Here is a 20,645-nt window from a genome sequence, read left to right as displayed (position 1 = left end):
GAAAGCAGAATTTGAGTGGAGAAAACCATGAGTGCAGCCCAAAGCGTCGGTCCGCAAGCGTTACCGGCACTGCAGGAACAAGTCGAGCAGATCCTCGCCGAGGCCAAGCGCCAGGGGGCCAGCGCCTGTGAAGTGGCGGTGTCGCTGGAGCAGGGGCTGTCGACTTCGGTGCGCCAGCGGGAAGTGGAAACGGTCGAGTTCAACCGCGACCAGGGGTTTGGCATCACCTTGTACGCAGGCCAGCGCAAAGGCTCGGCCAGCACCTCGGCCAGCGGCCCGGAAGCGATTCGCGAGACCGTCGCCGCTGCGTTGGCGATTGCCAAGCACACCTCCGAGGATGAAAGCTCGGGGCTGGCCGACAAGGCGCTGATGGCCAGGGACGTGCAGGATTTCGACCTGTTCCACGCCTGGGACATCACCCCGGAGCAAGCCATTGAACAAGCGCTGATCTGCGAAGCGGCGGCCTTCGATACCGACCCTCGGATCAAGAATGCTGATGGCACCACGCTGAGCACTCACCAGGGCTGCCGTGTGTACGGCAACAGCCATGGTTTCATCGGCGGTTATGCGTCCACGCGTCACAGCCTCAGTTGCGTGATGATCGCCGAAGCCAACGGCCAGATGCAGCGTGACTACTGGTACGACGTGAACCGCCAGGGCGATTTGCTGGCGGACCCCGTCAGCATTGGCCAACGGGCTGCACAGCGTGCCGCCAGTCGCCTGGGCGCGCGCCCGGTGCCGACGTGCGAAGTGCCGGTGCTGTTTTCTGCGGAACTGGCCGGTGGTTTGTTCGGTAGCTTTTTGGGGGCGATTTCCGGTGGCAACCTCTATCGCAAATCGTCATTCCTTGAAGGCGCAATCGGCCAAAAGCTGTTTCCTGAGTGGCTGACCATCGATGAGCGCCCGCATTTGATGCGTGCGATGGGCAGTTCGTCGTTCGACGGTGATGGCCTGGCGACCTATGCCAAGCCGTTTGTCGAAAATGGTGAGCTGGTCTCCTATGTGTTGGGTACCTATGCCGGTCGCAAGCTTGGCCTGCCGAGTACCGCCAACTCCGGTGGCGTGCATAACCTGTTCGTGACCCATGGCGACGAAGACCAGGCTGCATTGCTGCGGCGCATGGGGCGCGGCTTGCTGGTGACTGAGTTGATGGGCCAGGGCCTGAATATGGTCACAGGTGATTACTCACGGGGCGCGGCAGGTTTCTGGGTGGAAAATGGCGAAATTCAATTCGCCGTCCAGGAAGTGACGATCGCCGGCAACATGCGCGATATGTTCAAGCAGATTGTCGCTGTGGGTAATGATCTGGAGTTGCGCAGCAATATCCGCACGGGGTCTGTGCTGATCGAGCGAATGACGGTCGCCGGTAGCTAACCTCTCCGGCACTCAAGGAAAGGCGCGCCATCCCAAGGATGGCGCGCCTTTTTTATTGCCCATGTCACAGGGGTATTAATCGGCCACTCTTGTTTTGATTCTCAATATCATTTAATAATAAATATCATTACCGAATGAGTGTGGATCATGAGTTCTGTCCTGCATGAGGATCCGTATCTGGAAAGCTGGCGCTGGATGAGCCGCCAGATTCGCTGTGGCTTCGATCCCAATGAACCTCGCCTGATCGAACATTACCTCAATGAAGGTCGATACCTGGCCTGCTGCACCGCGACCCATCCGTGGACGATCGCCGAAACTTCATTCCGCCTGCTGATCGACACCGCCAGCGATATCGCGCTGCCCTGGCATTGGCGTTCGATGTGCCTGGATCAAGCGTGGCGCCCGCTGCGCGACCTGGAAAAGCTCTCCCAGTGTGCCTGCCGCCTCAAGCGCTGGCAGACCTTTGCCTGGCAGTTGGCTACCTGTGAATTACTGCCTTCGATTTCCGTTTCTGACTTGGTGCAAGGATCTAATGATGAGTAACACCCGTATCGAACGCGACAGCATGGGCGAGCTGCATGTGCCGCAAAACGCGTTGTATGGCGCGCAAACCCAGCGAGCGGTGAACAACTTCCCGATCAGTCATCAGCGTATGCCGGCGCAATTCATCCGCGCCCTGATCCTGGCCAAGACAGCCGCGGCCAAGGTCAACGTCGACCTCAAGCAGATCAGCGAAGGGCAGGGCAAGGCCATTGTCGACGCCGCCCAAGGCTTGCTCGAAGGCGACTACATGCAGCACTTCCCGGTGGATATCTTCCAGACCGGTTCCGGCACCAGCTCCAACATGAACGCCAATGAAGTGATTGCGACCCTTGCCAGCCGTTTGCTTGGCGAGGTGGTCAACCCTAACGATCACGTCAACTGCGGCCAAAGCAGCAACGACATTATCCCCACCACCATTCACGTCAGCGCCGCCTTGGTACTGCATGAGCAAACGCTGCCAGCCCTGCTGCACCTGGTGCAGGTGATCGAGCAGAAGGCCGAAGAGGTGCATCCGTTCATCAAGACCGGCCGTACCCACTTGATGGACGCCATGCCGGTGCGCATGAGCCAGGTGCTCCATGGCTGGGCGCAGCAGCTCAAGGCCAATATCGGGCACTTGCAGGACCTGCTTCCGGCCTTGCAGGCACTGGCCCAGGGCGGCACAGCGGTGGGCACCGGGATCAACGCGCATCCTGAATTTGCCGGGCGTTTCAGCCAGCAACTGAGCCATTTGACCGGGGTGAAGTTCGCGCCCGGCAAGGACCTCTTTGCATTGATTGGCTCCCAGGACACTGCCGTCGCAGTCTCAGGCCAGTTGAAGGCCACGGCTGTATCGCTGATGAAGATTGCCAACGACCTGCGCTGGATGAACTCCGGCCCCTTGGCCGGCCTCGGTGAAATCGAGCTGGAGGGGTTGCAGCCGGGCTCGTCGATCATGCCCGGCAAGGTCAACCCTGTGATCCCGGAAGCTACGGCAATGGTGGCCGCGCAGGTCATCGGCAATGACACCGTCATCACAGTTGCCGGTCAATCGGGCAACTTCGAGCTGAACGTGATGCTGCCGATCATCGCCCAGAACCTGCTCAGCAGCCTCGAGTTGCTGGCCAACTCCAGTCGTTTGCTGGCGGACAAGGCCATTGCCAGCTTCAAGGTCAACCAAGCCAAGCTCAAAGAAGCACTGTCGCGCAACCCGATCCTGGTCACCGCCCTTAACCCGATCATTGGTTACCAGAAGGCCGCTGAAATTGCCAAGAAGGCTTACCAGCAAGGCCGCCCGGTCATCGAGGTCGCCCTTGAGCACACCGACCTGCCGCGCAGCCAACTGGAAGTCCTGCTGGACCCGGAAAAGCTCACGGCTGGCGGCGTGTAATTAACCACCCTGCTTTGGAGGCTCACCATGGAGCACTGGAAACGTACGATCGAACGGGCCAATCGCTGCTTTATGGCGGGCGAGCTGGTGGATGCTCGCGAAGCTTATCTGCAAGCCCTGGCCCTGGCCCAAGTGTTGTTCGAACGCTGGGCGGATGCCGACGAAGCAGTGGCGGCTTGTGTCATTTCCCATCACAACCTGGCGGACCTGCACTTGCGCCTGAATCAACCTGAGGAAAGCGCGGAATACCTCTGCGCCATTCACCAGCGATTGTTGCAGACCATGCAGGACCCGCGCCTTAACCCGCAGTTGCGCGAGGCGGCGTTGCGCCAGAGCAGCAAGACCTACGTCGAGCTGTTGAATTTCATCAGCGATCACGGCGAGTACCCCCGCACCCACCGGTTGCTGGGCGATGCTGCGCCGCAGTCGACCTCGTCTCACTATGGAGCACATTGATATGACTTACACCCTGCCGGCCCTGCCTTACGCCTATGACGCCCTTGAGCCGCATATCGATGCGCAAACCATGGAGATTCACTACACCAAGCATCACCAGACTTACATCAATAATCTGAATGCTGCCGTGGAGGGCACGGAATTCGCTGGTTGGCCGGTGGAGAAGCTGGTGTCCAGCGTGCAGAAACTACCGGAGAAGTTACGCGTTGCCGTGGTCAATCAAGGAGGCGGCCATGCAAACCATTCGTTGTTCTGGGCGGTCATGTCACCTACAGGGGGTGGTAAACCCGAAGGCGCGCTGGGCAAGGCTATCGATGAGCAATTGGGCGGTTTTGACAGTTTCAAGGAGGCATTCACCAAGGCTGCGCTGACCCGCTTCGGCAGTGGCTGGGCCTGGTTGAGCGTCACCCCGCAAAACACACTGGTCGTGGAAAGCAGCGGCAACCAGGACAGCCCGCTGATGAGTGGCAACACGCCAATCCTCGGTCTGGACGTCTGGGAACATGCCTACTATTTGCGTTACCAGAACCGTCGCCCTGAATACATCAATGCGTTCTACAGCGTAATTAACTGGCCGGAAGTTGCTGCCCGCTACCAGGCCGCCTTGGCCTGACATTCACTCTAAAACAAGATCTAAGGGCGATTATGGGCACTGAAACACTGGCGATCAGCAGCGTGCGAATGTTCCGTTATGCGTTCGGTTCACTGCTGTTATTGGCAGGGACTGCATTGCTGGTGGCCCATGGGCTGGCCTGGTTGGACCTTGAGCCGCGTATCCTGCGCGCGTTGCAGGGCGGCGCGATTTGCGCGCTCGGTACGGCGCTGGGCGCGGTGCCGGTCCTGGTGATTCGGCGGATGCCGGTAGCGTTGAGCGATACCTTGCTGGGCTTCGGTGCAGGTGTGATGCTCGCAGCGACCGCTTTTTCCCTGGTCGTGCCGGGTATCGCAGCGGCTGAAGGCCTGGGGCTTTCGCCGTGGGGGGCGGGTGGGCTGATCAGCTTCGGCATCATGCTGGGCGCATTCGGGTTGTATCTGGTGGATCGCAAGGTCTCCGGCGCCAGCCCGGAGATGCTGGTGGGGACGCCGGATAAGCCGGTGATCCCGCCGCGCATCTGGCTGTTTGTGTTCGCCATCATTGCGCACAACATTCCCGAGGGCATGGCAGTGGGCGTCTCCGCGGGAGGAGGGATGGCGGATGCTGACAGTCTCGCCATGGGCATTGCCTTGCAGGATGTACCCGAGGGCTTGGTGATCGCGCTGGTATTGGCTGGGGCGGGGATGTCGCGGATCAAGGCGTTCCTGATCGGCGCCGCATCAGGATTGGTTGAACCGGTATTTGCGGTGCTCTGCGCCTGGCTGGTGAGCCTGGCCGAGGTGTTGCTTCCCTTGGGGTTGGCGCTGGCCGCCGGTGCGATGTTGTTGGTAGTGACCCATGAAGTGATCCCCGAATCGCGTCGCAACGGTCACGAAAAGCTCGCCAGCCTGGGGTTGTGTATCGGGTTTTGCCTGATGATGGTGATGGATACGGCGTTGGGCTGAAGCCAGCTCTCGCATCGGCGGTTATTCGCCTTCATCGAACTTGTTGTTGATCAGCCCAACCAAAGCGTCCATCGCTTCCTGCTCTTGCTCGCCTTCAGTGCGCAGATGAATCGTGGTGCCCTTGCCAGCTGCCAGCATCATCATCGCCATGATGCTCTTGCCATCGACCATGGACTCCGGGGTGCGCCCGGCGCGGATCTGGCAGGGAAACTTTCCAGCCACGCCGACGAACTTTGCCGACGCCCGGGCGTGCAGGCCCAGCTTGTTGATGATTTCAATTTCCAGAGCGGGCATCGCGCAGGTGTTCCTTTCAGCTAAGGTCGCGGTGGCGAACCTGTACATTCTTGAGGGTTTGTTGCAGCACCTGGCCTAGCCGCTCAGTCAGGTAAACCGAGCGGTGATGGCCACCCGTGCAGCCAATGGCAATGGTGACATACGCCCGATTGCTCGCGGCAAAACGCGGCAACCATTTAAGCAGGTAGCTGGAGATGTCCTGGAACATCTCTTCCACATCTGGCTGCGCGGCGAGGTAGTCGGCGACGGGCTGATCCAGCCCCGACTGATCGCGCAATTCCGGCTTCCAGTAAGGGTTGGGCAGGCAGCGCACATCGAACACCAGGTCGGCATCGACCGGCATGCCACGCTTGAAGCCAAACGACTCGACCAGGAACGCCGTGCCCGGCTCGGGCTGATTCAGCAGGCGCAACTTGATCGCGTCACGCAACTGGTACAGGTTCAGGCTGGTGGTGTTGATCTTCAGGTCGGCCAGATCAATGATCGGCCCCAGCAGTTTGGTCTCGTCTTCAATGGCTTCGGCCAGGGAGCGGTTGGCGCTGCTGAGTGGGTGGCGTCGACGGGTTTCGGAGAAACGCTTGAGCAGGGTTTCTTCATCGGCATCCAGGTACAGCACATCGCAATGAATGTGCTTGGCGCGCACTTCTTCCAGCAGTTCCGGGAATCGCGAGAGGTGGCTGGGCAGGTTGCGGGCGTCGATAGACACAGCGACCAGCGGCTGCGCCAGCTCGGTGTGGATAAGGGCGCGCTCCGCCAACTCCGGCAGCAGGCCGGCCGGCAGGTTGTCGATACAATAGAAACCGTTGTCCTCAAGCACATTGAGGGCGGTGCTTTTACCTGAGCCGGAGCGGCCGCTGACGATGATCAAACGCATGATTACTGCCCGTTTTGTTCATCCAGGACGACCTGATACAGCGCCTCGTTGCTTTTGGCACTGCGCAACTTGTCACGTACTTCCTTGCGGTCGAGCATACTGGCTATCTGCCGGAGCAGTTCCAGATGCGCATCTGTGGCGGCTTGCGGGACCAGCAGCACGAATAGCAGGTCAACCGGAGCACCGTCGATGGCGTCGAAGTCGATGGGTTTTTCCAGGTGCAGCAAGGCGCTGACCGGGGTCTCGCAGCCTTCGAGACGGCAGTGAGGAATAGCGATGCCGTTGCCAAAACCGGTGGAGCCGAGTTTTTCACGGGCAATCAGAGCCTCGAAAACATCTTGCATCTCCAGCTCAGGCACTTGGCTGCTGATCAGGTTGGCAATTTGTTCCAGGGCGCGCTTTTTACTGCCGCCCGGCACGTTCACAAGGGAACGGCCGGGGGTCAGGATGGTTTGAAGTTGGATCATGGGGGAGGGTTAACGACCTGTACCTTGCATCAGGTGCAGATTCTTTTCCTTATGCTTTATGAGTTGGCGGTCGAGCTTGTCGTAGAGCGAGTCAATCGCCGCGTACATGTCTTCATGTTCTGCATTGGCAACGAGCTTGGCATTCGGTACGTGCAGGGTGGCCTCGATTTTCTGCTTGAGCTTATCGACCTCCATGATGACCTGCACGTTGGTGATCTTGTCAAAATGCCCCGCAAGCTTGTTCAGCTTGCTCTCGGTGTATTCACGCAGGGGCTTGGTGACTTCCAGCTGGTGTCCACTGATGTTGACTTGCATACAGCTTCTCCTTCGTTGCCAGTGCATAAAGCGGTGGGCAGGAATACCCACCACTGGAACGCTGTGGCCCGCCCGTCACATCAACCGCTTACGCTCGCTGGAAGGCGCGATCCCAAGGGACTCGCGGTACTTGGCGACGGTTCGACGGGCGACCTGAATGCCTTGTGCCTCCAGTAAACCAGCGATCTTGCTGTCACTCAACGGCTTTTTCTGATTTTCCGCGGCAACCAGTTTTTTGATGATCGCGCGGATCGCCGTGGACGAGCATTCGCCGCCTTCGGAGGTGCTGACGTGACTGGAGAAAAAGTATTTCAGCTCATAAATACCACGGGGGGTATGCATGAATTTTTGCGTGGTTACCCGGGAAATTGTCGATTCATGCATGCCTACCGCTTCGGCGATATCGTGCAGCACCAGCGGCTTCATGGCTTCGTCGCCGTATTCCAGGAACCCGCGCTGGTGCTCGACGATCTGGGTGGCGACTTTCATCAGGGTTTCGTTGCGGCTTTGCAGGCTTTTGATGAACCACCGCGCTTCCTGCAACTGGTTGCGCATGAAGGTATTGTCGGCGCTGGTATCGGCGCGGCGCACAAAACCTGCGTATTGCGGGTTGACCCGCAGGCGTGGCACCGATTCCTGGTTCAACTCCACCAGCCAGCGCTCGTTGTCCTTGCGCACGATCACGTCGGGAACCACGTATTCGGCTTCGCTGGATTCAATCTGCGAACCGGGGCGCGGGTTGAGGCTTTGCACCAGCTCGATGACCTGGCGCAAGTCGTCTTCCTTGAGCTTCATGCGGCGCATCAACTGGCTGTAGTCGCGGCTACCCAGCAGATCGATGTAGTCGCTGACCAGGCGCTGGGCCTCGGCGAGCCATGGCGTCTTGGCAGGCAACTGGCGCAGTTGCAGCAGCAGGCACTCGCTGAGCGTGCGGGCGCCGATGCCGGCGGGCTCGAATTGCTGGATGCGGTGCAGGACGGCTTCGATTTCGTCCAGCTCGATGTCCAGTTCCGGGTCGAAGGCTTCGAGGATCTCGTCGAGGGTTTCGTCCAGGTAACCCTGGTTATTGATGCAATCGATGAGGGTAACCGCGATCAGGCGATCAGTGTCCGACATCGGCGCCAGGTTGAGTTGCCACAGCAAGTGGCTCTGCAGGCTCTCGCCAGCCGAGGTGCGGGTGGTGAAGTCCCACTCGTCATCATCATTGCTCGGCAGGCTGCTGGCGCTGGTCTGGTACACGTCTTCCCATGCGGTATCCACGGGAAGCTCGTTGGGAATGCGTTCGTTCCATTCGCCTTCTTCCAGGTTGTCCACCGTAGGGGCGGTTTCCTGGTAGGAGGGTTCCTGCACGTCGGGATTGGGTTTTTGCTCGATGTTGTCGGCCAGTGGGTCGGCATTGTCGAAGTCGTCGCCTTCTTCCTGGCGTTCGAGCATCGGATTGGACTCCAGGGCCTCCTGGATTTCCTGCTGCAGGTCCAGGGTCGACAATTGGAGCAGGCGGATGGCCTGTTGCAGCTGCGGTGTCATCGTCAGCTGCTGGCCCATTCTCAGGACTAGCGATGGTTTCATGGCAGGGGCTTAACACCTTATTCGCCGGCGCAATGCGCCATCCACGACAGGGCGCGTGAGCGCCAACATAAGCAAATTATATGCCTGATATCAGGGCCTTTGCCTAGAGCGCGGTAACAATAAAAAAACCAAGGTTTCTATTGACTCCTGCGCGCTCCGGCGAAAGGCGCGATACCACTCCGTCTACAGGCGGAACTCGTGACCCAGGTAAACTTCCTTGACCAGTTCATTGGCCAGGATGGTCTCGGCGTCGCCTTCAGCAATCAACTGACCATCGTTGACGATATAGGCGGTTTCACAGATATCCAGCGTCTCACGGACGTTGTGGTCGGTGATCAGCACGCCAATACCCTTGGCCTTGAGGTGGTGAATGATCTGCTTGATATCGCCGACCGAAATCGGGTCAACGCCGGCAAACGGCTCATCCAGCAGGATGAACTTCGGTGCGGTGGCCAGGGCGCGGGCGATTTCCACGCGGCGGCGCTCACCACCGGACAGGCTCATGCCGAGGTTGTCGCGAATATGGTTGATGTGGAACTCCTGCAACAGGCTTTCCAGCTCTTTGCGGCGGCCGTCGCGGTCGAGTTCCTTGCGGGTCTCGAGGATCGCCATGATGTTGTCGGCTACCGACAGTTTACGGAAGATCGACGCTTCCTGGGGAAGATAGCCGATACCGGCGCGTGCACGACCGTGCATGGGCTGGTGGCTGACGTCCAGGTCGTCGATCAATACGCGACCCTGATCCGCCTGGACCAGCCCGACGATCATATAGAAGCAGGTGGTCTTGCCGGCACCGTTGGGGCCGAGCAAACCGACGATCTGGCCGCTGTCGATCGACAGGCTGACATCACGTACCACCTGGCGGCTTTTATAGGCCTTGGCCAGATGCTGGGCTTTCAGGGTTGCCATTACTCGGCCTTCTTCTTCGGCTGGATAACCATGTCGATACGTGGACGAGGTGCGGTGACCTTGTTGCCATTGGCGCGACCGGCCTGAGCGACCTGGGTCTTGGTGTTGTAGACGATTTTCTCGCCTTCAGTCGAGTTGCCGTCGGCGCTGAGCACTTTGGCCTGGTCGATCAGGACGATGCGATTCTGCAGGGCATGATACTGAATGGTCTTGCCATAGCCCTTCATCGGGCCTGGATCTTCTGCCTTTTGCTTCTGTTCGAAGTAAGCCAGGTTGCCCACTGAGGTCACGACATCGATATCGCCGGCCTGGGTACGCGTCAAGGTCACCGTATTGCCGGTGATCTTCATCGAACCCTGGGTGATGATGACGCCGCCGGTGTAGGTGGCAACACCTTGCTTGTCATCGAGCTGCGCATCGTCAGCCGAGATGTGGATCGGTTGCTGGCTATCGTTCGGCAGAGCCCAGGCGCTCACGCTTCCCAGTGCTGCGCCCAGACCGAGCAAAATAGGGAGGGTTTTAACGAGCCTCATACTGTCCTCTTACGTTCGATAGCAGGTGTATCCTGCTTTCTTTCAAATACGCTTTCATTCCCTTGCCAGTCGATACACCGCCAGCGCCGTCGATTCTAACGTCTTGCTCGGTCTGCGCATATTGCTTCTGTGGGAATACCGTCATGCGACTGCTGGTAATGATGGTGTCGCGGTTCTGCGCGTCTGTACGTGCGACGCGGACCGAGTCGATCAGTTCAACTTCGGTGCCGTCCGGGTTGACCTCGCCACGTTTGCTGGTGACATGCCACGGGAATTCGGTGCCGCGATACAGGTTCAGGTCCGGATTGGTCAGCAGGCTGACTTCAGAGGATTTCAAGTGCTCGACCTTGTCCGACGTCATTTCATACTGCACCTTGCCGTCTGGCAGGAACTGAATGCTGTAGGCGTTGGTGGCGTAATAGTCGATAACACCTTCGTCAACCTGCGCAACAGGCTTGTCGAGAAAGCGCTCCGGGCTGATATTCCAGTAGCCCACCGCCAGGAACAGCGCGGCAATGACCCCGAATAGCAGGAAGTTGCGAATCTTTTTGCTCAGCATATAACGCTCTATAGGTAGGCGGCGTGGGCCGCTTCAAGGCTGCCCTGGGCACGCAGGATCAACTCGCAGAACTCGCGGGCAGCACCTTCGCCGCCACGGGCGGTGGTGATGCCATGGGCGTGTTCGCGCACAAACGCCGCGGCATTCGCGACCGCCATGCCCAGGCCCACCCGGCGAATCACCGGCAGGTCGGGCAGGTCGTCACCCAGATAGGCGACTTGTTCATAGCTTAGGTTGAGTTGGCCAAGAAGCTCGTCCAGCACCACCAGTTTATCCTCGCGGCCCTGATACAGGTGAGCAATTCCGAGGTTTTGTGCGCGGCGTTCCACAACCGGCGTCTTTCGACCACTGATAATCGCCGTTTGCACGCCCGCTGCCATCAGCATCTTGATGCCCTGGCCATCGAGCGTATTGAATGTCTTGAATTCGCTGCCGTCTTCGAGAAAGTACAGGCGGCCGTCGGTCAGCACGCCGTCAACGTCGAAAATCGCCAGCTTGATGTTTTTACCGCGTTGCAACAGATCGCTGGTCATTTACATCACTCCTGCGCGCAGCAAGTCGCCAAGGTTAAGGGCTCCGATCGGTCGATCGTCGTTATCGACGACGATCAGCGCGCCGATCCGGTGGTCTTCCATGATTTTCAGCGCTTCAGCCGCGAGCATTTCAGCGCGGGCGGTCTTGCCGTGGGGTGTCATCACCGCGTCGATGGTGGCGGTGTGAATATCAATGGTGCGGTCCAGGGTGCGGCGCAGATCACCGTCGGTGAATATCCCGGCAAGGCGTCCGTCGGCCTCCAGGATTGCCGTCATGCCCAGGCCCTTGCGGGTCATTTCCATCAGCGCATCCCTGAGCAGGGTACCGCGTGGAACGCTTGGCAGTTCGGCGCCCGAATGCATGACATTTTCAACTTTCAGCAGCAGGCGACGGCCGAGGGCACCACCTGGATGGGAAAATGCGAAGTCTTCTGCGGTAAACCCGCGGGCCTCCAGCAGCGCCACCGCCAGGGCATCGCCCATGACCAGTGCAGCGGTGGTGGAGGAGGTCGGCGCCAGGTTCAACGGGCAGGCCTCATGGGCCACGTGCACGTTGAGGTTGACGTCGGCGGCCTTGGCCAGGGTCGATTCCGGGTTGCCCGTGAGGCTGATCATCTGGATACCCAGGCGCTTGATCAACGGCAACAGGGTCACGATTTCGTTGGTGGTGCCGGAATTGGACAGCGCCAGAATCACGTCATCCTTGGTGATCATGCCCATGTCGCCGTGGCTGGCTTCGGCCGGATGCACGAAAAAAGCGGTGGTCCCAGTGCTTGCCAGGGTGGCGGCGATCTTGTTGCCGATGTGGCCGGATTTACCCATGCCGACCACGACAACGCGGCCCTTGCTGGCCAGGATCATCTCGCAGGCGCGCACGAAATCCGCGTTGATATGGGCCAGCAAGCCTTCTACGGCTTCAAGCTCTAGGCGGATGGTGCGTTGTGCGGATTGAACAAGTTCGCTGGATTGGCTCATGTCTGAAATCGTATAGCCTGACGAAAAGGCGGCGATTATAGCGGTAATGATCAATTCCCTCACGTAAGTTCGTCAGGCTTTGTGCGCGAAGTTCCAGCCAATCACCTTCGGTAACGGTTATTCCCTGTCCTAAATCTGAACGAGCGCTGTTCCGGCCTTGGGGGCGCCGCACCAGCGGTGATATAGTTCGCCGCCAGTTCGGTCCGCCCAACCCATGTGCCTAATTATTGCGCATCCGTTGCAAACCAAAGTCGCACACATGGTGTCTGAGTGAAAGGCTGCATCCCAAGGAGATTAGATGAGTGCCGATAACGCCTACGCGGTCGAGCTGAAGGGCCTTACCTTCAAGCGCGGTTCGCGCAGCATCTTCAATAACGTCGATATTCGCATTCCTCGCGGCAAGGTCACGGGCATCATGGGGCCTTCCGGTTGCGGCAAGACCACCCTGTTACGCCTGATGGGCATGCAATTGCGCCCCAGTGCCGGCGAAGTGTGGGTCAACGGCCAGAACCTGCCGACGCTGTCGCGCAGCGATCTGTTCGATGCGCGCAAGCATATGGGCGTGCTGTTCCAGAGCGGCGCGCTGTTTACCGACCTCGATGTTTTCGAAAACGTAGCCTTCCCGCTGCGGGTGCATACCCAGCTGTCCGATGAAATGATTCGTGACATTGTGTTGCTGAAGCTGCAGGCCGTTGGCCTTCGCGGTGCCATCGACCTGATGCCGGACGAATTGTCCGGCGGTATGAAGCGCCGTGTCGCCCTGGCGCGGGCCATTGCCCTCGACCCGCAGATCCTTATGTACGACGAGCCATTCGTGGGGCAGGACCCGATCGCCATGGGTGTACTGGTGCGTCTGATCCGCCTGCTCAATGATGCATTGGGTATCACCAGCATTGTGGTCTCCCACGATCTGGCCGAAACCGCGAGCATCGCCGACTACCTGTATGTAGTGGGTGATGGCCAGGTGCTGGGGCAGGGTACGCCTGAAGAGCTGATGAACGCCGATAACCCGCGTATCCGCCAATTCATGACCGGCGATCCCGATGGCCCGGTGCCTTTTCACTTTCCGGCAGCGGACTACCGCTCAGATCTTCTGGGGAAGCGCTGATGCGCAAGACATCTCTTATCGAAAAGGTTCGCCTTTTCGGTCGCTCGGGCATCGACATCATCGAAGTCCTGGGGCGTTCGACCATTTTCCTGTTCCACGCCTTGCTGGGCCGCGGCGGCATCGGTGGGGGCTTCGGCCTGCTGCTCAAGCAGCTGCACGCAGTGGGTGTGATGTCTCTGGTGATCATTGTGGTCTCCGGGGTGTTCATCGGCATGGTGCTGGCGCTGCAGGGCTTCAACATCCTGTCCAGCTACGGTTCCGAGCAGGCGGTAGGCCAGATGGTGGCCTTGACCCTGCTGCGTGAGCTCGGCCCGGTGGTTACTGCCTTGCTGTTCGCGGGGCGTGCAGGTTCGGCGCTGACCGCCGAAATCGGCAACATGAAGTCCACCGAGCAGCTGTCCAGCCTGGAAATGATCGGTGTGGACCCGCTCAAGTACATTGTTGCCCCGCGCCTGTGGGCCGGCTTCATTTCCCTGCCATTGCTGGCGATGATTTTCAGCGTGGTGGGTATCTGGGGCGGTTCGTGGGTGGCGGTTGACTGGTTGGGCGTCTATGACGGTTCCTACTGGGCCAACATGCAAAACAGCGTGACCTTCACCGGTGACGTGCTCAACGGCATCATAAAGAGCATTGTCTTTGCCTTTGTAGTGACGTGGATTGCCGTATTCCAAGGCTATGACTGCGAGCCCACCTCAGAAGGGATCAGTCGTGCCACTACCAAGACCGTTGTGTACGCCTCGCTGGCGGTACTGGGCCTTGACTTCATTTTGACCGCCTTGATGTTTGGAGATTTCTGATGCAAAACCGCACTGTGGAGATCGGTGTCGGCCTTTTCTTGCTGGCTGGCATCCTGGCTTTACTGTTGTTGGCCCTGCGAGTCAGCGGCCTGTCGGCCAGCCCCACCGCCGATACCTATAAACTTTACGCGTATTTCGACAATATCGCCGGTTTGACGGTCAGAGCCAAAGTGACCATGGCCGGCGTTACCATCGGCAAGGTCACGGCAATCGATCTGGATCGCGACAGCTTCACCGGGCGAGTGACCATGCAGGTGGACAAGAAGGTAGATAACCTGCCGACTGACTCCACGGCATCTATCCTCACTGCGGGGCTGCTGGGCGAGAAATACATCGGTGTCAGCGTGGGCGGGGAAACAGCCTTGCTCAAGGATGGCTCTACAATCCACGACACACAGTCGTCGTTGGTACTTGAAGACCTGATCGGTAAATTCCTGCTCAATACGGTCAATAAAGACGCTAAATGAGGAATCTGTTCATGATCTCTACCTTGCGACGTGGCCTGCTGGTGCTGCTGGCGGCGCTGCCGCTGATGGCTAACGCGGCAGGTTCTGCTCACGACCTGGTGCAGGACACGACCAACAAAATGTTGGCTGACCTGACTGCCAACAAAGAAAAGTACAAGCAAGACCCGAGTCAGTTTTATAACGCGCTCAATACCATTGTCGGCCCGGTAGTCGATGCCGAGGGCATTTCGCGCAGCATCATGACGGTCAAGTATTCGCGCAAGGCAACACCTGCGCAGATGCAGACGTTCCAGGAAAACTTCAAGCGTGGTCTGTTCCAGTTTTACGGCAACGCTCTGCTGGAATACAACAACCAGGGCATCGTCGTTGACCCTGCCAGGGAGGAGTCGGGCGACCGTGCCGAGGTCGGGATGAAAGTCTCGGGCAGCAATGGCGCGATCTATCCGGTGTCCTACACCCTGACGAAAATCAACGGTGAATGGAAGCTGCGCAACGTGGTCATCAACGGCATCAACATCGGCAAGCTGTTCCGTGACCAGTTCGCCGATGCGATGCAGCGCAATGGCAATAACCTGGACAAGACCATCAATGGTTGGGCCGGTGAAGTGGCCAAGGCCAAGGAAGAAACCGACAAAGCTGCCGGGAAGCCTGCGCAATGACCGAGGCGGCTGTTCGTATCGGCGACGCCGGCGAGCTGTTGCTCAGCGGCGTGCTCGATTACCGTACCGGGCCTGACCTGCGCAAGCAGGGCCAGGCACTGATCAAGGCCAGCAATGCGCCTGCGCTGGTGGTTGACTGTTCGGCGGTGACCAAGTCCAGCAGCGTCGGTCTGTCGTTGCTGCTGTGCTTCATGCGCGATGCCGAAGCGGCAAAAAAGCCGCTCAGTATCCGTGCCTTGCCTGAAGACATGCGCGAGATTGCCGAAGTTTCCGGCCTGACCGAGCTGTTGGCACACCCTTAATACACATTTATCAGAAAAGCCCCCCGTCAGAGTCCTGCTATGCGGGGTTCGCAGGCGCGGGGCTTTTTTGTATGATGTGCGACCCGTGCGCACTGGGCGCCGATAGAGGTTGAGCATGCAGGCCCTAGAAGTTAAGAGCTTCCTTGAAGGAAAGCTGCCGGAAACGACTGTTGAAGTTGAAGGCGAAGGCTGCAATTTCCAGCTGAACGTGATTAGCGATGAACTGGCGGCATTGAGCCCGGTCAAGCGTCAGCAGCAGATCTATGCCCATTTGAACCCATGGATCACCGATGGCAGCATCCATGCGGTCACTATGAAATTTTTCAGCCGCGCGGCCTGGGCCGAGCGCACCTGAGCCCCCAAGGCGTCGAGATTCTTATGGATAAATTGATTATTACCGGTGGTGCCCGCCTTGATGGCGAGATCCGCATTTCTGGTGCGAAAAACTCCGCCTTGCCGATCCTGGCAGCGACCCTGCTGTGCGATGGCCCGGTGACTGTAGCCAACCTGCCGCACCTGCACGACATTACCACCATGATCGAGCTGTTCGGCCGCATGGGCATTGAGCCGGTGATCGACGAGAAGCTGGCCGTCGAAATCGACCCGCGCACCATCAAGACCCTGATCGCCCCGTACGAACTGGTGAAAACCATGCGTGCGTCGATCCTGGTGCTGGGCCCGATGGTTGCTCGTTTCGGCGAAGCCGAAGTGGCCTTGCCTGGCGGTTGTGCCATTGGTTCGCGTCCGGTCGACCTGCACATCCGTGGCCTTGAGGCCATGGGCGCAGTCATCGACGTCGAAGGCGGCTACATCAAGGCCAAGGCGCCGGAAGGCGGCCTGCGTGGCGCGAACTTCTTCTTTGATACCGTCAGTGTGACCGGTACCGAAAACATCATGATGGCCGCTGCCCTGGCCAAAGGCCGCAGCGTGCTGCAAAACGCCGCGCGTGAGCCGGAAGTGGTCGACCTGGCCAACTTCCTCAACGCCATGGGCGCCAAAGTTTCCGGTGCTGGCACCGACACCATCACCATTGATGGTGTAGAGCGTCTGCACACCGCCACCTACAAAGTCATGCCTGACCGCATCGAGACCGGTACCTACCTGGTTGCCGCTGCCGTGACCGGTGGCCGCGTGAAGGTCAAGGACACCGATCCGACCATCCTTGAAGCCGTCCTGGAAAAACTCAAGGAAGCCGGCGCAGAGATCACCACCGGCGAAGACTGGATCGAGCTGAACATGCACGGCAAGCGGCCAAAAGCCGTCAACGTGCGTACCGCTCCATACCCGGCGTTCCCGACCGACATGCAAGCGCAGTTCATCTCCCTGAACGCGATTGCCGAAGGCACTGGTGCCGTGATCGAGACCATCTTCGAAAACCGCTTCATGCACGTGTACGAACTGCACCGCATGGGCGCCAAGATCCAGGTCGAAGGCAATACCGCCATCGTCACCGGCATCGACAAGCTCAAGGGCGCGCCAGTAATGGCTACCGACCTGCGTGCTTCCGCCAGCCTGGTAATCTCGGCACTGTGCGCCGAAGGCGACACCCTGATCGACCGCATCTACCACATAGACCGTGGCTACGAGTGCATCGAAGAAAAACTGCAGATGCTCGGCGCTAAAATCCGCCGCGTACCGGGCTAACCCCCGCTGCCCTGTAGGGGTGAGCAAGCTCGCTCCTACACACTGGTTTGTTTCAAATCGAGGCTGTCATGGCCTCGATCTGTGTCTGGCACTGTTTGTGACCGGACAGCAATAGCCTGATGAAGGACTGACGTTCCCATGTTGACCATCGCACTGTCCAAGGGCCGCATCCTTGACGACACGTTGCCGCTTCTGGCTGAAGCGGGCATCGTGCCGACCGAGAATCCGGACAAGAGCCGCAAGCTGATCATCCCCACGACCCAGGACGACGTTCGCCTGCTGATCGTGCGGGCTACCGACGTGCCGACCTACGTTGAACATGGTGCCGCCGACCTCGGTGTCGCGGGTAAGGATGTGCTGATGGAATACGGTGGCCAGGGCTTGTATGAGCCACTGGACCTGCGTATCGCCCTGTGCAAGCTGATGACCGCTGGCCGTGTCGGTGATGTCGAGCCCAAGGGCCGCCTGCGGGTGGCGACCAAGTTTGTCAATGTCGCCAAGCGCTACTACGCCGAACAAGGCCGCCAGGTCGATATCATCAAGCTCTACGGCTCGATGGAGCTGGCGCCGCTGATCGGCCTGGCCGACAAGATCATCGACGTGGTCGACACCGGCAACACCCTGCGCGCCAACGGTTTGGAGCCACAGGATTTCATCGCCGACATCAGCTCTCGCCTGATCGTCAACAAAGCTTCCATGAAGATGCAACACGCCCGTATCCAGGCGTTGATCGACACCCTGCGCAAGGCAGTGGAGTCTCGACACCGCGGTTGACTCACCCGCGTAGCCCAAAGGCTGCGCCCGTCTATCCGCCTCATAGCCAGAATTCTCAGGTGCCCAAGCGGAAACGACTGCTAGTTTAGGGCGCCTGAGTTTTTGCCAATTCTATTGAGGCCCTCGCTATGACCACGTCCACTGCAATTGCCCGACTCAACGCTGCCGACCCGGATTTCGCCCATCATCTGGATCATCTGCTGAGCTGGGAAAGCGTGTCCGACGACTCGGTCAACCAGCGGGTGCTCGACATTATCAAGGCCGTGCGCGAGCGCGGTGATGCGGCGCTGGTGGACTTCACTCGTCAGTTCGACGGCCTGGACGTCAAGTCGATGGCGGACCTGATCCTGCCCCGCGAGCGCCTTGAGCTGGCCCTGACGCGTATCACCGCGCCCCAGCGCGAAGCCCTGGAAGTCGCAGCGGCGCGGGTACGCAGCTACCACGAAAAGCAGAAGCAGGACTCCTGGAGCTACACCGAAGCCGATGGCACCGTACTGGGCCAGAAGGTCACGCCGTTGGACCGTGCCGGCCTTTACGTGCCGGGCGGTAAAGCCTCTTATCCGTCGTCCGTGTTAATGAACGCGATTCCGGCCAAAGTGGCGGGTGTCACTGAAGTGGTCATGGTGGTGCCGACCCCTCGTGGTGAAATCAACGAGCTGGTACTGGCTGCCGCCTGCATCGCGGGTGTCGACCGGGTGTTCACCATCGGTGGCGCCCAGGCCGTCGCGGCCCTGGCCTATGGCACCGAAAGCGTGCCGAAGGTCGACAAGGTTGTTGGCCCAGGCAACATCTACGTCGCCACCGCCAAGCGCCATGTGTTCGGCCAGGTCGGCATCGACATGATCGCCGGCCCTTCGGAAATTCTGGTGGTGTGTGACGGCCAGACCGATCCGGACTGGATTGCCATGGACCTGTTCTCCCAAGCTGAGCACGACGAAGATGCCCAGGCGATCCTGGTCAGCCCCGATGCCGAGTTCCTCGACAAGGTCGCCGCCAGCATCAATAAGCTGCTGCCGACCATGGAGCGTGCCGAAATCATCGAGAAGTCGATCAATGGCCGCGGCGCACTGATTCTGGTGCGTGATATGGAGCAAGCCATCGAAGTGGCCAACCGCATCGCGCCGGAACACCTGGAGCTGTCCGTAGCGGACCCACAGGCCTGGTTGCCGTCGATTCGTCACGCCGGTGCCATCTTCATGGGGCGTCACACCAGCGAAGCCCTGGGCGACTACTGCGCCGGGCCTAACCACGTGTTGCCGACCTCCGGCACTGCGCGTTTTTCATCGCCGCTGGGGGTGTATGACTTCCAGAAGCGTTCGTCGATTATCTTCTGCTCGCCACAAGGTGCTTCCGAGCTGGGCAAGACTGCCTCGGTGCTGGCCCGTGGTGAATCCCTCAGCGCTCACGCACGCAGCGCTGAATACCGCATCGTCAAGGGAGAGTAAGGCATGAGCAAATTCTGGAGCCCTTTCGTCAAGGACCTCGTGCCTTACGTACCCGGTGAGCAACCGAAGCTGACCAAGCTGGTCAAGCTCAACACCAACGAAAACCCATACGGCCCATCGCCCAAGGCATTGGCAGCGATGCAGGCCGAGTTGAACGACAACTTGCGCCTGTACCCGGACCCCAACAGCGACCTGCTCAAACAAGCCGTGGCCAGGTATTACGGGATCGACGCCGGCAAGGTATTCCTGGGCAACGGTTCCGATGAAGTCCTGGCGCACATCTTTCATGGCCTGTTCCAGCACGATCTGCCACTGCTGTTTCCGGATATCAGCTACAGCTTTTACCCCGTGTATTGCGGCCTCTACGGCATCAAGTACGACGCGCTGGCGTTGGACGAGCAGTTCCAGATTCGCGCATCTGACTATGCCAGGCCCAACGGCGGGATCATCTTCCCCAACCCGAACGCACCCACCGGCTGCTTACTGGCGCTGGATGCGGTGGAGCAGATCCTCAAGGCCAGCCCGGATTCGGTGGTGGTGGTCGACGAAGCCTACATCGACTTCGGTGGCGAAACCGCCATCAGCCTGGTGGACCGTTACCCGAACCTGCTGGTAACCCAGACCCTGTCCAAATCGCGCTCACTGGCCGGTTTGCGTGTGGGCCTGGCCGTGGGTCACCCAGACCTGATCGAGGCGCTGGAGCGGGTCAAGAACAGCTTCAACTCCTACCCGCTGGATCGCCTGGCGATTGTTGGCGCGGCGGCGGCGTTCGAAGACCGTGAATACTTCGAGCAGACCTGCCAGATGGTGATCGACAGCCGCAACAAGGTGGTCGCGCAACTGGAAGGCAAAGGGTTTGAAGTGTTGCCCTCGGCGGCGAACTTCATCTTTGCGCGCCACCCACGGCATGACGCTGCTGGATTGGCAGCCAAGTTGCGTGAGCAGGGGGTTATCGTGCGGCACTTCAAGCAGGAGCGGATTGCCCAATTCCTGCGGATCAGTATCGGTACGCCTGAGCAGAACCAGGCGCTGATTGATGGGCTCGGCGAGCTCTAATTCTTTACAGGCAGTAAGGGCCTCATCGCGGGCAAGCCCGGCTCCCACAGGAAACTGCATTTCCCTGTGGGAGCCGGGCTTGCC

General features: G+C 59.4%; 26 protein-coding genes. 16 read left to right on the top strand and 10 right to left on the bottom strand.

Annotated features, from left to right (window positions below):
• The first annotated feature begins 27 nt into the window (after window positions 1–27).
• The 6 genes from pmbA to QMK52_RS02710 all read left to right on the top strand — a co-directional run bounded on the left by pmbA (window position 28) and on the right by QMK52_RS02710 (window position 5,281).
• Window positions 28–1,374 carry a metalloprotease PmbA gene (gene pmbA / locus QMK52_RS02735; protein ID WP_005784818.1) on the top strand — a complete coding sequence of 449 codons (1,347 nt, stop codon included), beginning with the start codon at window positions 28–30 and terminating at the stop codon, window positions 1,372–1,374.
• 147 nt (window positions 1,375–1,521) lie between these two features.
• Window positions 1,522–1,917 carry a hypothetical protein gene (locus QMK52_RS02730; protein WP_005784820.1) on the top strand — a complete coding sequence of 132 codons (396 nt, stop codon included), beginning with the start codon at window positions 1,522–1,524 and terminating at the stop codon, window positions 1,915–1,917.
• The gene (locus QMK52_RS02725; protein WP_320403793.1) at window positions 1,910–3,286 is read left to right on the top strand and encodes a class II fumarate hydratase; all 1,377 of its coding nucleotides are present in this window, start codon (window positions 1,910–1,912) and stop codon (window positions 3,284–3,286) included. The genes QMK52_RS02730 and QMK52_RS02725 overlap by 8 nt, the downstream gene beginning before the upstream one ends.
• 27 nt (window positions 3,287–3,313) lie before the next feature.
• A complete protein-coding gene (locus QMK52_RS02720; RefSeq protein WP_005784824.1) occupies window positions 3,314–3,742 on the top strand; it encodes a hypothetical protein in 429 nt (142 codons plus the stop codon).
• Between the two features lies 1 nt (window position 3,743).
• Entirely contained in the window at window positions 3,744–4,355 is a 612-nt protein-coding gene (locus QMK52_RS02715) for a superoxide dismutase (RefSeq protein ID WP_005784828.1), read from the top strand.
• Between the two features lie 32 nt (window positions 4,356–4,387).
• On the top strand, window positions 4,388–5,281 hold the full coding sequence (locus QMK52_RS02710; protein ID WP_005784830.1) for a ZIP family metal transporter: 894 nt from the start codon (window positions 4,388–4,390) through the stop codon (window positions 5,279–5,281).
• Between the two features lie 21 nt (window positions 5,282–5,302).
• Here QMK52_RS02710 and QMK52_RS02705 read toward each other — a convergent pair whose 3' ends face one another.
• The 10 genes from QMK52_RS02705 to QMK52_RS02660 all read right to left on the bottom strand — a co-directional run bounded on the left by QMK52_RS02705 (window position 5,303) and on the right by QMK52_RS02660 (window position 12,309).
• The gene (locus QMK52_RS02705; RefSeq protein WP_005784832.1) at window positions 5,303–5,575 is read right to left on the bottom strand and encodes an HPr family phosphocarrier protein; all 273 of its coding nucleotides are present in this window, start codon (window positions 5,573–5,575) and stop codon (window positions 5,303–5,305) included.
• 16 nt (window positions 5,576–5,591) lie between these two features.
• Entirely contained in the window at window positions 5,592–6,449 is an 858-nt protein-coding gene (gene rapZ, locus QMK52_RS02700) for an RNase adapter RapZ (RefSeq protein WP_005784834.1), read from the bottom strand.
• Between the two features lie 2 nt (window positions 6,450–6,451).
• Window positions 6,452–6,916 carry a PTS IIA-like nitrogen regulatory protein PtsN gene (gene ptsN / locus QMK52_RS02695; protein WP_005784836.1) on the bottom strand — a complete coding sequence of 155 codons (465 nt, stop codon included), beginning with the start codon at window positions 6,914–6,916 and terminating at the stop codon, window positions 6,452–6,454.
• A 9-nt stretch (window positions 6,917–6,925) separates the two neighbouring features.
• Window positions 6,926–7,231 (bottom strand): ribosome hibernation-promoting factor, HPF/YfiA family, encoded by a 306-nt coding sequence (gene hpf / locus QMK52_RS02690; RefSeq protein ID WP_003171804.1) that lies wholly within the window; start codon window positions 7,229–7,231, stop codon window positions 6,926–6,928.
• Window positions 7,232–7,306: 75 nt separating this feature from the next.
• Window positions 7,307–8,800 carry an RNA polymerase factor sigma-54 gene (locus QMK52_RS02685; protein ID WP_005784839.1) on the bottom strand — a complete coding sequence of 498 codons (1,494 nt, stop codon included), beginning with the start codon at window positions 8,798–8,800 and terminating at the stop codon, window positions 7,307–7,309.
• Between the two features lie 183 nt (window positions 8,801–8,983).
• Complete coding sequence (gene lptB, locus QMK52_RS02680; RefSeq protein ID WP_005784841.1) at window positions 8,984–9,709, bottom strand: LPS export ABC transporter ATP-binding protein; 726 nt, start codon at window positions 9,707–9,709, stop codon at window positions 8,984–8,986.
• Window positions 9,709–10,242, bottom strand: a complete 534-nt coding sequence (gene lptA / locus QMK52_RS02675) for a lipopolysaccharide transport periplasmic protein LptA (RefSeq protein ID WP_005784843.1) — start codon at window positions 10,240–10,242, stop codon at window positions 9,709–9,711. The genes lptB and lptA overlap by 1 nt, the downstream gene beginning before the upstream one ends.
• Entirely contained in the window at window positions 10,229–10,801 is a 573-nt protein-coding gene (lptC, locus tag QMK52_RS02670) for an LPS export ABC transporter periplasmic protein LptC (protein WP_005784845.1), read from the bottom strand. Before lptC ends, lptA begins: the two co-directional genes overlap by 14 nt.
• 8 nt (window positions 10,802–10,809) lie before the next feature.
• The gene (locus tag QMK52_RS02665; protein ID WP_005784847.1) at window positions 10,810–11,334 is read right to left on the bottom strand and encodes a KdsC family phosphatase; all 525 of its coding nucleotides are present in this window, start codon (window positions 11,332–11,334) and stop codon (window positions 10,810–10,812) included.
• Window positions 11,335–12,309 (bottom strand): KpsF/GutQ family sugar-phosphate isomerase, encoded by a 975-nt coding sequence (locus QMK52_RS02660; RefSeq protein WP_005784849.1) that lies wholly within the window; start codon window positions 12,307–12,309, stop codon window positions 11,335–11,337.
• A gap of 298 nt (window positions 12,310–12,607) precedes the next feature.
• Here QMK52_RS02660 and QMK52_RS02655 point away from each other — a divergent pair, with 298 nt between their 5' ends.
• From QMK52_RS02655 to hisC, 10 genes are all read left to right on the top strand, one after another.
• Complete coding sequence (locus tag QMK52_RS02655) at window positions 12,608–13,417, top strand: ATP-binding cassette domain-containing protein (protein WP_005784851.1); 810 nt, start codon at window positions 12,608–12,610, stop codon at window positions 13,415–13,417.
• Window positions 13,417–14,214 carry a lipid asymmetry maintenance ABC transporter permease subunit MlaE gene (gene mlaE, locus QMK52_RS02650; RefSeq protein ID WP_005784853.1) on the top strand — a complete coding sequence of 266 codons (798 nt, stop codon included), beginning with the start codon at window positions 13,417–13,419 and terminating at the stop codon, window positions 14,212–14,214. Before QMK52_RS02655 ends, mlaE begins: the two co-directional genes overlap by 1 nt.
• Window positions 14,214–14,681: an outer membrane lipid asymmetry maintenance protein MlaD gene (gene mlaD / locus QMK52_RS02645; protein ID WP_005784855.1), complete on the top strand. Its 468-nt coding sequence runs from the start codon at window positions 14,214–14,216 to the stop codon at window positions 14,679–14,681. The genes mlaE and mlaD overlap by 1 nt, the downstream gene beginning before the upstream one ends.
• Window positions 14,682–14,692: 11 nt before the next feature.
• Complete coding sequence (locus QMK52_RS02640) at window positions 14,693–15,340, top strand: phospholipid-binding protein MlaC (RefSeq protein ID WP_005784857.1); 648 nt, start codon at window positions 14,693–14,695, stop codon at window positions 15,338–15,340.
• Window positions 15,337–15,642 carry a lipid asymmetry maintenance protein MlaB gene (locus tag QMK52_RS02635; protein WP_005784859.1) on the top strand — a complete coding sequence of 102 codons (306 nt, stop codon included), beginning with the start codon at window positions 15,337–15,339 and terminating at the stop codon, window positions 15,640–15,642. The genes QMK52_RS02640 and QMK52_RS02635 overlap by 4 nt, the downstream gene beginning before the upstream one ends.
• A 115-nt stretch (window positions 15,643–15,757) precedes the next feature.
• Window positions 15,758–15,997 (top strand): BolA family protein, encoded by a 240-nt coding sequence (locus tag QMK52_RS02630; RefSeq protein ID WP_003188597.1) that lies wholly within the window; start codon window positions 15,758–15,760, stop codon window positions 15,995–15,997.
• Between the two features lie 23 nt (window positions 15,998–16,020).
• Complete coding sequence (murA, locus tag QMK52_RS02625) at window positions 16,021–17,286, top strand: UDP-N-acetylglucosamine 1-carboxyvinyltransferase (protein WP_005784861.1); 1,266 nt, start codon at window positions 16,021–16,023, stop codon at window positions 17,284–17,286.
• A 138-nt stretch (window positions 17,287–17,424) separates the two neighbouring features.
• On the top strand, window positions 17,425–18,060 hold the full coding sequence (hisG, locus tag QMK52_RS02620) for an ATP phosphoribosyltransferase (protein ID WP_003188599.1): 636 nt from the start codon (window positions 17,425–17,427) through the stop codon (window positions 18,058–18,060).
• Between the two features lie 128 nt (window positions 18,061–18,188).
• Window positions 18,189–19,505: a histidinol dehydrogenase gene (gene hisD, locus QMK52_RS02615; RefSeq protein ID WP_003188601.1), complete on the top strand. Its 1,317-nt coding sequence runs from the start codon at window positions 18,189–18,191 to the stop codon at window positions 19,503–19,505.
• 3 nt (window positions 19,506–19,508) lie between these two features.
• Window positions 19,509–20,561, top strand: coding sequence for a histidinol-phosphate transaminase (gene hisC, locus QMK52_RS02610; RefSeq protein ID WP_320403792.1), 1,053 nt, complete (start codon window positions 19,509–19,511; stop codon window positions 20,559–20,561).
• The last annotated feature ends 84 nt before the right edge of the window (window positions 20,562–20,645 follow it).

Origin of the sequence: Pseudomonas sp. P9_2 (assembly GCF_034008255.1) — a bacterium.
In the GTDB taxonomy this organism is placed as follows: Bacteria; Pseudomonadota; Gammaproteobacteria; order Pseudomonadales; family Pseudomonadaceae; genus Aquipseudomonas; species Aquipseudomonas synxantha_A.
Note: the sequence above shows the minus strand (reverse complement) of the source record. Positions and strands in the feature narration are given on the sequence as shown.